The sequence below is a fragment of the Acinetobacter sp. UBA6526 genome, assembly GCF_002434875.1.
GTDB classification, from domain to species: domain Bacteria; phylum Pseudomonadota; class Gammaproteobacteria; order Pseudomonadales; family Moraxellaceae; genus Acinetobacter; species Acinetobacter venetianus.
Genome location: NZ_DJLC01000121.1, coordinates 1 through 11,107 on the forward strand (window position 1 = coordinate 1; position 11,107 = coordinate 11,107).

The 11,107-nt window shown below is 37.2% G+C and carries 8 protein-coding genes; 7 read left to right on the plus strand and 1 reads right to left on the minus strand.

From position 1 onward, the window contains the following. The first annotated feature begins 329 nt into the window (after positions 1-329). The 7 genes from B4237_RS08150 to B4237_RS08180 all read left to right on the plus strand — a co-directional run bounded on the left by B4237_RS08150 (position 330) and on the right by B4237_RS08180 (position 9,938). On the plus strand, positions 330-923 hold the full coding sequence (locus B4237_RS08150) for a LysE family translocator (RefSeq protein ID WP_075316058.1): 594 nt from the start codon (positions 330-332) through the stop codon (positions 921-923). 106 nt (positions 924-1,029) lie between these two features. Further along, positions 1,030-1,599, plus strand: a complete 570-nt coding sequence (gene dcd, locus B4237_RS08155; RefSeq protein ID WP_004881246.1) for a dCTP deaminase — start codon at positions 1,030-1,032, stop codon at positions 1,597-1,599. A gap of 245 nt (positions 1,600-1,844) precedes the next feature. Beyond that, positions 1,845-3,152 carry a hypothetical protein gene (locus tag B4237_RS08160; RefSeq protein WP_286942616.1) on the plus strand — a complete coding sequence of 436 codons (1,308 nt, stop codon included), beginning with the start codon at positions 1,845-1,847 and terminating at the stop codon, positions 3,150-3,152. A 153-nt stretch (positions 3,153-3,305) separates the two neighbouring features. Continuing rightward, the gene (locus B4237_RS08165) at positions 3,306-5,435 is read left to right on the plus strand and encodes a hypothetical protein (protein ID WP_286942618.1); all 2,130 of its coding nucleotides are present in this window, start codon (positions 3,306-3,308) and stop codon (positions 5,433-5,435) included. A 10-nt stretch (positions 5,436-5,445) separates the two neighbouring features. Next, positions 5,446-6,189: a hypothetical protein gene (locus B4237_RS08170; protein WP_286942620.1), complete on the plus strand. Its 744-nt coding sequence runs from the start codon at positions 5,446-5,448 to the stop codon at positions 6,187-6,189. A 35-nt stretch (positions 6,190-6,224) separates the two neighbouring features. Beyond that, entirely contained in the window at positions 6,225-8,795 is a 2,571-nt protein-coding gene (locus B4237_RS08175) for a DUF6160 family protein (protein ID WP_286942622.1), read from the plus strand. A 93-nt stretch (positions 8,796-8,888) separates the two neighbouring features. Beyond that, positions 8,889-9,938: a DUF6160 family protein gene (locus B4237_RS08180; RefSeq protein WP_286942623.1), complete on the plus strand. Its 1,050-nt coding sequence runs from the start codon at positions 8,889-8,891 to the stop codon at positions 9,936-9,938. Positions 9,939-9,972: 34 nt separating this feature from the next. Here the strand turns inward: B4237_RS08180 and B4237_RS08185 are convergent, their stop codons facing one another. Then, positions 9,973-10,896, minus strand: a complete 924-nt coding sequence (locus B4237_RS08185; RefSeq protein WP_286942625.1) for a tRNA dihydrouridine synthase — start codon at positions 10,894-10,896, stop codon at positions 9,973-9,975. Positions 10,897-11,107 lie beyond the last annotated feature (211 nt).

An 11,107-nucleotide genomic window follows, 5' to 3' on the forward strand; every position in this document is an offset into this window, starting at 1 on the left:
ATAAAGAAATGGTGACATAAGATAAAAGCATGATCGCTGTATGATTATAAAATAACATTATTTGCTTAGATAAAACTTAAAAATTTTTCAGGGTCATTATCTTTATAAAATATAAGAAAATTTTCAAAGTAATCTTTACATAGACGTTTTATTAAACACCTTTAAATAAATGACTATTGAGTAGCTTTTGCTTGAAATTCATAAATATGAAATAAAATAAATAGTTGGTAAATGATTGAAGCAATAAGGATATAAGTGCTTACAGTTGTTTTTTTGCTATAAATTTGTAATTGGATTAATCTCAAATAATCCTTTAGTGAGGTCATTTGATGATTTCATGGTTTTTTATTGGTTTAGTTATAACCATATTATTTACTCCCGGTCCAACAAACACTCTGCTTGCATCTTCAGGTGTACAAGTTGGTATCAAAAGATCACTTCTACTTATCCCAGCAGAAGCGATAGGCTATATTTTGGCAATTACGGTTTGGGGTTTATTCATAGGTAAAATTTCAGCAACTTTGCCTTTAGTTCCAGCTTTTCTTAAGTTGATGAGTGCAGCATATATCTTATATCTAGCTGTGAAGTTATGGCGTACTGCAAACCAACATGTGGCATTAAATCAGCCCACGATTCGACCACGTGAATTGTTGTGCGCGACATTGTTAAATCCCAAAGCTCTTTTATTCGCATCAGCAATTTTTCCAGCTTTAGCATGGAAAGACCAAGAGGTTTATCTCTTACATATAAGTGTATTTGTAGGCTTGATTTTGCCGATTGCATTATTTTGGATTTATGTTGGGTCAATGTTAGCTACCAATAAAGTAAAATGGTTATCACAGTCTAAGTTACAACGCACAGCTTCGGTAATCTTGGTTAGCTTTTCCATCCCAATCAGTTATTCCGCACTAATTAATTTATAAACGATATTGCAGTATTCATAGCAACAGTCCTGAGCTGTTATTTTCATTGTTGCTGTTTTGCGTTAAAGTAGCCGCCAATCATTCATTAAGATTTTGGATAAAAGTCATGGCAATAAAATCTGATCGTTGGATTCGTGAAATGAGCGAAAAACACGGCATGATTGAACCTTATGCAGAGAATCAAGTTCGTTTCGGAGAAAACGGAGATAAGTTGATTTCTTATGGGGTATCTAGCTATGGCTATGATGTTCGCTGTGCGCGTGAATTTAAAGTTTTCACAAATGTGCATTCTGCAATTGTTGATCCAAAAAACTTCGATGATAAAAGCTTTATCGATATTGAGTCTGATGTTTGCATTATTCCACCAAACTCATTTGCTCTTGCGCGTACAATTGAATACTTCCGTATCCCACGCAATGTTTTAACTGTTTGTTTGGGTAAATCAACTTATGCGCGTTGCGGTATCATTGTAAATGTAACACCTTTAGAACCAGAGTGGGAAGGTCACGTAACACTCGAGTTTTCAAACACAACAAATTTACCAGCGCGTATTTATGCGGGTGAAGGTGTCGCCCAAATGCTTTTCTTTGAAAGCGATGAAGTGTGTGAAACATCATATAAAGATCGTGGTGGTAAGTACCAAGGTCAAACAGGTGTGACTTTACCTAAGACTTAAATTAAAAAACCCATCATTTGTAAATGATGGGTTTTTTAATACAATGATTTTTAAAAATTCTTCATTCATCATAATAATTCTTCAGACGAATGAAGCTAGCAATTAATCAAAAATAAGATACAATCATTATAATTTGATTTGTTTTTGTACAGGATCACGGAAATTACTACGGCTATAAGTGAGTATTTGATCAAACAGAAACAAGTAATAAAAAGAACATATGGAAGTTTAACACGGAGGTCGTTATGCGGCGGTTTAAGTCTCTACATTTTGCTATGTTGGCGTTGGGTAGTGTATGCCTAAATTCTGCCTATGCGTCCTCCGAAGGTTTGCAGAGTCTGAGTGATAGTGAGATGTCTGCTACAACAGGGCAGGCATTGATGAGCCTATCCTATATTTCTCCAAATGATACGAATAGTAACACTAGTTATAACGGTAATATGGGTTTTTATCGGTTAGCTTTAGATGCACAGCTTGAGCTTAATGCGAATATAAAGAAGCTGCAGCTTGGTTGTGGAGGGGTTAATGGTGCTGGAGCTTGTGATATTGATATTGATTATTTGAGTTTGAGTGGTGGCACTGTAGATAGTACTCGAGATGAGCGAGCTTCTACTTCTGCCATCATTACAAACCCTTTTTTAGAGTTTGCTATAAAAAATCCAGATTCAGCATCTACTCGTGAAATCCAAGGATTTCGATTAAGTGCAAAATCACTAGATGGACTATTGACCTTTGGCTTAGAAAATGGAGATGCCGCTACAGGAATCAATTCTTTGAGTGGTTATATGGTGACAAAACCTACAACGGGTACAGTGACTACTAATCCTTTTTATGGTATTACCCAAGCAGAAACAAATACTGCTATTACAGGTCGAGCTACAGTCATTGGAAATGGGTTCACTGCACCATTTACATCTAACTCGTATAATTTGAATTTGGGTGCAGGATCGGGTAGCTTAACAATGGGACAACAAACGATCACTGGTAAGCGAATTTCTTCTGTGAACTTATTGGCAGATGCAACGGTAAGCGGAATTGCTATTAGTGGTACAATGAATGCAACTGCCTCCCTGCTGGGTATACCTGTCGCAATCGCTGGTGATGTCAATGGAACAGTAAATAATTTAAGTGTAAAGGCAACTATTAATCAAAGTCTAGGTTACTTTCACGCAGCACAATTAAATGGTTCTGCGGGCTATTTAGGTGTGCAGGGGGTAAATATTATGTGGCCAGACGCAGCATCAGTAGCACAAACAGGTTGGTGGCTAGAACTTACAAACCCAATTGATATTGGGCAGATTACACCTTCGGGCAATGTTGAAATTGCGATGCCAACTATTGTAGAGGCCTTGGGTAAAGTGAGTGAATATTTAAACCAAGATGGTAACGCTGTGGAGTGTGGTTTTTTAGCAACTAGCTGTTTGGCTGGTACGCTAAATGTTGGTCCTGTCGATTTAGCAGGTGCAACGCCAGCGTCAATGACATTAACGAATATTGTATTACAGAAGCAAACTTTTGCGCCTAACTGTTATGGCACATTAAAGTTTTGCTAAGATTGAGATTTGATCATATTCTAGCCTTAAGTTAGGCAGGAAATTCTGATTTGTCCCTTGTAAGGTGAAAAGGAATAGATCACCTAGAAAAAACAAGGATTATGAAAGAAAAATAAATATGGTGCAAAGCATCGTGTAAACAGGAAAGTCAAGATGACTACACTTAATTATACGGTAAGGTTTAAAAAAACCGTTTTAGCAAGCTTAGTTGGTTTTTGTTCAAGCCAATTTAGTTTTGCATTTGAGGAATTGTCTGATGCTAGTTTGAGTAATACAACTGGTGAAGGCATTGCAATTTTACCACAAAATACTTACATGGTTTTTCGTGGAGCTGGTCCGAATGAGACTATAACTCAAATTTTGACTGACAGAAGTAAAGATACGGGATATATCAACTATATGCCTGTGGGACCTCTGAGCTTAGCTGCCGCTGACACCAGTGGGAACGGTACTATTGGTGCGGAAGACCATGCAGTAGGTAAAGCAGATTTGTTTTTATACGGTTTAGCTCTATCTAAATCGGATGGTAATGCAAATACTCGTATTGCAACATCAGAGTCTGCAGCTACGATCTCTAGTTGGGGAACGGTGGCTAATCCTTGGGTGCTTAAAGCTCAAACAAATAATAACGTTCCGAATTTCAATAAATCGGACAATTCTGTTTATCCAGTAACTTACTTGTCCTTGGAGGCGCCCTTATATCAACCAAGTATAGATGGTACTGAAGGCTTAGATGCTTATAATTTGAAATTAGGTGTATGGGCAGATGCTTTTGTTAGAAATCCAAATGTAAGTAGTACTATTACTGATGGTTCTCAATTTCAATATGGTTCTACAAATGGAATGATTGGAACAATTGACCCTAGTCGAGCAAACCGACTGCGATTGCAAGGCGTTATCAATGGATTTAGTGTGAATGGTAGTCAGTTAAGTTTTTTCCAGACATTAAATGGTGCCACAGCAATAGATGGAATGAGTCCTTTTTATAATAATACACTAGGGATGTCTGGCTTAATACGTTTGAATACAGGAAACAGTCAAAATACTTCAATAATTACTGAAAACGTAACGAATTCGAGTCAAACTTATGCTAATGGTGGTACCAATAATGGATGGCAAGTGGTTCATGCTGGAGCAAACTCGACGTTAAGCACGTCAACGACAGGCGACTGTAATAATACATCTAGTACATCTGCATTAGGTGTTGGTGCTGGATGTCGATATTATGTTGAAAAGAGAACTCGTACTGATTCCATTACATCTAATAAGACGCGAAGTAATTTTAATGATACTAGTAAGGTGCTGAGATTAAGTACTAGAGAGACTTCAGACTCTCCAAACCGAGCAAATAATTTATACACGCCAGCCCTAGATTCTACAAATCCTATTGCACCAAATTTTTCAGATAATGAAGGGTTATATTTATATTACCCAAATATTAATTTAGTTTTAGGTAATCTTTATCAACCTGTTATATTAGGCTCAGATGGAAAAAACTTTAGCATAGAGTTAACCCGTGTTACAAATAAGCCTGCAATATATAAAAAGATTTATACAGATTATTTTAATACAAATAATGGTTATGAAGGTTCGACTTGTAATGTTTATCAGTGCGATAACGCAACACATAGTAGCATTAGTATTGGTACCGCTTATAGTCCTGATGGTGGAAAGACATTATTAGCTGATAAAAGTGAAGGAGCTGTTGGTGTTTCATTTGGTCGGGTTATTTCAACAGCAACTCAGGTTTCTGGTGCAACAGCTGGTTCAATGGTTAATTTAGCAAACACGGTATCAGGGACTCGCTCAACAACAATGACGGAAGTGCGTTATAAACAACGACAACAGAATGTTGAGTCTTGGAGACAGAAGTATAGTTGTGGAGCTCTTTGGGGAAGCTGTTCTGCTACCCCAGGATACTTATATCAATGGGAATACAATCAAGGTAGCGGGAATTGGGTGATTATTGATCCACGAGTCAAGCCAAATGATGCGGCAACTTGTTCAGGTGGAATCGCTGGATGTACTAATACTTCTGGTACTACACCAATGTATGGAACTATAGCAAATCGGAATTGGGCTAATTCTTCTGCTTGGCTAACTGCCAAGAATGTGACACTTGATGGATTTATTGGTGCAGGAAATGGAACAACTGGTTATGTTATGCCTTCTACGAATCAGGCGCCAGCTTTGGCAAATATAGGTCCATTAAATAACCTCGGTTCTGCTGTTATTGATGGCTTATTAATCCAACATCTCAAGCTAACAACGAAAGGTTTATAAGGAGACTGTGATGATAAAACATATTACCATTACTCTTTTATCTCTTGTTACTAGTGTGGCTTATGCTGATCTTGAATCTTTAGATAATCTTGAGCTTCAATCTATTCAAGGTCAGGCTGGCGCTGATATCTCTCTATTGATGTCACTTAATCATACAAATACTTATCAGTTTGATGATGGTATTGGTGGAGTTTGTGATAAATCCGCTGCCAATAATACAGGATTAGGTTATTGTCATTTCGCTTTATCAATTAATAAGCGTTTTGTAAAAAATGGCTTGGCAGTTAGTGATCCAACGCAGGCTAATCCAGCGAATCGATTATGGTTAGTTTTCAAAGGTATACAAGGAACTATTAATTTACAGAAAATGGGCTTAGATGGAGTTGATCTAGTTTATAAAACAGATGGAACAAATAGTTTTGATAAAATAAAACCTGCGATGCAATTTAGCTTTGATGCGAGTTTACCTATTTTAATTCGTAATTTAGGTTTTAATGCTTTATCCATTGAGCAAGATAATTTTACAAGTTACATAGATGCGACTGGAAAAGTAGTTGAAAATGTAACTGGCTCAACTCCTGCACAAGATTATGGTTATTTAAAAGCAACTACTTATACTTCAGCGACTGCTCCGAACTCAACTTATGATGTTGGTAAGGAAACTGGTTTTATGGGGTTGAAAATGAATGGTAATTTAGCATTGCAAGGTAATATTAAGATGTTTAGTTGTGATAGTAGTCATCCCCGTTGTTAATCTGAATATGAAACAAATTTCAAAGGATTGAAGAGATGAAGAAAAATAAGAAGATGACAGGTTTTGTAATGACGACTTTGGCAGTAAGTCTAATGTTAGCGAGCCATAGTGCATTCGCTTTACAAAGTTTAGATGACCGTGCTTTGAGAAGTGTAAATGGTCAAGATGGTATTCATATTTCTACGTCTTATGATGCTGTAGATGTTCAACAGTTCTATTGGCAAGATGATGCTGGTAGAGGCAGTAGTGGTGCTACAAATTCAAAGTTAAGAGCGATAGCAGAAGGTTTTAAAATTAGGCAAAGTAATGCCTCATCTTTAACGTTAGGTACCGATTACAAAATAAATATTGGGAGTGAAGCTGGAAAATCTGGGCTAGATTTAGAGTTGTCGAGTAACCCTTCTTTAATTACTGTGGATTCATTCAAAGTTTGTGACACTGAGGCAGCAGCTCGTTGTAGTGATCCAATTGGTACTTTAGGTATACAAACAAGTTCGCCAATAGGCCTTACTTTTCAGACTAGAGATGGATTGTTTAGTAAAACAAGCCAATCTAGCTTGGTTCTTGGTTTAAAAAATATAAATATTTATTTAGGGCAAGTAGATGTAAATAGTCAGTTAAACCAGCTTATTCTTAAGAATTTAAACTTCAATTTCTTAGGTAAAGGTGTCATGTATGTTGATGATAAAGAAGGAATGCGAATTCAAACGAATGCTGTTGGTACTTCAAATGCTTTAATAAGTGACAAACCAAGTTCTAGTTTAGGTTATGTAGATTTTACAAGAGTTGAAGATAGCGGTAGTGCTGCTATTACGGCACAATCTTATAAGAATAGTTCAAATAAGGCGACCAACGCTGGTCTGAACTTAGAATTTATGATGAATAAAAACGTAAATAATACCAATAATAATACTAGATATGCAGTAACAGCTGATACAAAAAGCCCTACTGGTGCTGTGGGGTTAATTCGAGTAGGCGCAAGTGGCCGAATGGTTAATGGTTCATTACAAGTACGAGGCATTGACAGCGGCACACTTTCAAGTCCTATTATTGCTACTGGACAATATGGAAACCCTAATAACACAAATATTTTAGGAACTGCAAATAACGGTGCAGGTACCTCTAGTTTAGGTGGAAATATTATTGGAAGTTCTGGTATTGGATTTCGCATGAAAGCTGATTTTACTACTGATAGTGATATGATGCTAGACACGAACATGGATGGGGTGCTTAGTGCGGCTGAAAAAAGCAACGCGACAACATTGGAGATAGGTGGAGCTGGTCTAAACACATATGGTTTTGAGTTTGGTAACTTAACTGGGTTGCAATCAGGAACTCGTGGCTCTTTTGATAGTGGAAATGTTTATATCAATTTAGTAGATACAAAATCAGTTTTATTACCAGCAAATTACATGTTCCAAACAAGTCGTTTTGGTGGTACTAGTGGTAGTTATTTAACAAGCGCATCAGACTATACCCAGAATATTCATACTGGCACAAGTAACACCAATCCATATAGTATGCTAATTGCGATACGCGGAGCAGAGTTCCAAGCTATTTCTAGGCGTGGCCGGTTTACAAATAGTGCAACTTATAACCCAGCTTCTGGATACCAACCAATCATTGAGCACGACGGTTCTAATACTACAACTAATAAGTTAAATACATGGGGTTTAGCTTTACCTTTTTATAATTTGAATGCGAATTTGGCAATGTACGGAACAACTGCCGATGCTTCAACAGTATATACTTATGATATGAGTGGGAATAAAGCGGTGGTAGGTACTGGTCAAACTCCTCGTTTAGGTTTCTCTTTAGCAATGAGTACAGATGGTATAGACCGTAATGGTAGTTTTGTTGCACAAGGAAATAAAACCACATCAATTTTAGTGATTGATGGTGGAGATAATGATAATAACAGTGCCAATGGCATTCAACCTACAAATTATTATATGGGGTTGCGCAATATAGATATGCTTCTAAAAGGAGGGGGAACTATTGGGGTCGAAAAAGGTAGTTTAAATCTTAGTTTAAAGGATATGCTTATTGTAATGTCTGCTGAATTAGCCGCAGGTTATTTGCCTGGGTCGAAATATAAAACTTGTGCTCAAAATGCAAGTGCAATAGGTTGTGCTAATGGCAGTACCGCGCCATCTGATAATTTTGCTTTAAAGGATGATGTGTTAGTCGGTTTGAAATTGCGTTTAGGTGGAAATATAGATTTCTCTCTTATTCCGAATAGTGAATATAAGGAAGATGGTACTGGTAACAGTTTGAATATTGTTGGTAACTTGGAATTGACTGGATCAAATAATACGATTCAAATTAGTGATCCTATTGATGGTTCTACACTAGGTTTAGATAATTTAAGTGGTAACATTGCATTCAATAACGCTATTGTTATAGGTCGTCATAGTTCTGGTGAGGGGATGGTAAGTTTTAATACAGGGCTCACGTTCAACCCAAACCGTTCAACTGATGGGGTTTTTAGAGCTCGGGACATTAATTTATATCCGCCAACAACTGGTGCAGGAGCAAGGTTGGGTGAAATGGTACTTACAGGTGGTCGGTTGAATAGTCAATTGGGTATTATTCCACGAAATTAGTTATTGTTTTCTGATTTTCTACGCATTGTTATGGTGTTTTTCTATGCTAGAATATTGGTTGTTATTTAAGCGCTTGTCTTAAGGATTAGGACAATGAAGAAAAAGAATATTTTAGGATGTTTATTGTTATTGAGTCCTTACTCGATGGCAATGCAACCAATGGATGATCAGAGTTTATCTTCTACTGTTGGGCAAGACGGGATAAATATTTCTGTAAATAACTCTAAGGTCGAGTTTAATCAGATTAGCATCATCGATACCGATGGATTATCAAATAATAGCTATACATCATCAAACTACACTAATCGTGCAGGTCTGGTTATAGCTGGGATTCCTGGGCAGATACCAGTTACAGCCTCTAAACCAAATCCCGTAGCGATTGTAGGCATTGATTCGAGTAATGCAGATACATCATTACCTACAATTAATGCAAGTATTGATACTGATAAAGGTAGTGGTACAAATGGAGCATTTGCAAATATTGGATTGTCATTTAGTGGAAATTACACAGGATTTAGAATAAAGCCTTTTTCAATATATACAGCTGATGCGAATAATTTATCTAGTATTAGTGGTAGTTCTTATAATAGAAAATCAATTTTTGATATTTCTAGTGCAATAAAATTGCAATCTGGTGTTAAAGAGCTGCTACGAGTAAAAGATAATTTTGATATTAAATTTGTTGCGTCGAATAAGCCTACTATGAATATCCAACTTGGGGCTGCTCCCCAAGGGAAAATGATAATGTTTGGTGGGGCAATTGATTCAATTTGTGGCACTGGTACAGGTTGTAATATGATGCTTGTTTCTGATTATTCGACGCCAGGTGATTCAACGACTACACCTGTAGGCGCTAGTTTTGATTTACAGTTTAAAGCAACAAATAGTTCAACAGGTTTTAGGCTAAACGGTTTCTACGCTGGAATAGAAGCGCCGACAAATACAGAGGCTGGCGGTATTGTGTTTGGAAATTCTAGTAAAACCGATGAATTTGATTTAAGTTTAAACAACGTAAAACTTGGTAATACAATAGGTACACTTGATCCAAATATTTTTAATGGATTGCAGAATAACTCAATCGGAAATATTGGAATGAAAGGAGCTTCCATCACTAATCTTCAAATGAAAATTAGTGGTATGTAAATTTAGAATAAAAAAGGGAGATGCTCTCCCTTTTTTATATTAAATAATCAAGAATTTTATCTAGCTGCTTCTCTTTTTTTACTTTTCCCCATAGCTCTTGTGCTTCTGGATAAGCTTTAGTCATCATCCCCAACCATTGTTTATAACGGCCAATCATTCCGATTTCTGTTTTATATTGACCACTCAAGAAACGTTGCTGTAATTCGACTAAATCAAACCATGAAAGAATTGCTTGGTCTTTCTTTTGGCGGATACACAAAGTTAAATCTGGTGTGGTTACTGCACCGCGACCAATCATTAAGTCTTGGCAATGAGATTGTTCTAAACAGGCTTTGGCGTCTGCATTATTCCAAATCTCGCCATTTGCGATGACATTAATTTTTAATGCTTTGGTAATCGGTTGAATTTTTTCCCAATAAGCAGGAGGTGTATAACCATCTGCTTTGGTTCTAGCATGTACAGTAAGCCAACTGGCACCTGCATCTTCAATGGCATGTGCATTGTCTAGAGTGTGATCTTCATCTAAATAGCCTAAACGCATTTTTGCAGAAACTGGAATGTGCTTTGGAACAGCATCACGTACAGCCTTGACGAGTAAATGGACGGTTTCTGGTTCATCAAGCAGAACTGATCCACCACGATGTCGATTCACTGTTTTAGCAGGGCATCCAAAGTTTAAATCAATTGCAGGAGCACCTAGCTCAACGACTTTTGCTGCATTAGCAGCAAGCATGTCTGGATTGTTGCCAAGAAATTGTACATGTACAGGCGTGCCAGCTGCGGTTTTACCGCCATTTTTCAGTTCTGGACAAAAGCTATAGTAGATGTGATCTGGCTGAATGCTATCAGTAATACGTATAAACTCGGTCACGCACCAATCAAAACTGCCAACATGGGTGAGCACATCACGCATGATTGGATCAGTAAGACCTTCCATCGGAGCGAGTACAAGTTTCACGATTTTTACCTAAATAAGCGAAAACAGCGTTATACGCATTTTAATAAAGTCTGTCTAGTTTTTATGATTAGTGAAAAAAATTAGCGACCTAAAATCATTTCTAAAACAAATTTACTGCCGATAAATCCAATCGCGAGCAAGATAAAACCCGTTATGGTAAAGGGAATTGCCTTGCGCCCACGACAACCGAGTTTGTTGGGAGCACTCAAGA

What these genes read in the sequence shown, in the direction of transcription:
- B4237_RS08150 (WP_075316058.1), top strand. Translation starts at nt 330, where the DNA reads ATGATTTCATGGTTTTTTATTGGTTTAGTTATAACCATATTATTTACT.
- dcd (WP_004881246.1), top strand. Translation starts at nt 1,030, where the DNA reads ATGGCAATAAAATCTGATCGTTGGATTCGTGAAATGAGCGAAAAACAC.
- B4237_RS08160 (WP_286942616.1), top strand. Translation starts at nt 1,845, where the DNA reads ATGCGGCGGTTTAAGTCTCTACATTTTGCTATGTTGGCGTTGGGTAGT.
- B4237_RS08165 (WP_286942618.1), top strand. Translation starts at nt 3,306, where the DNA reads ATGACTACACTTAATTATACGGTAAGGTTTAAAAAAACCGTTTTAGCA.
- B4237_RS08170 (WP_286942620.1), top strand. Translation starts at nt 5,446, where the DNA reads ATGATAAAACATATTACCATTACTCTTTTATCTCTTGTTACTAGTGTG.
- B4237_RS08175 (WP_286942622.1), top strand. Translation starts at nt 6,225, where the DNA reads ATGAAGAAAAATAAGAAGATGACAGGTTTTGTAATGACGACTTTGGCA.
- B4237_RS08180 (WP_286942623.1), top strand. Translation starts at nt 8,889, where the DNA reads ATGAAGAAAAAGAATATTTTAGGATGTTTATTGTTATTGAGTCCTTAC.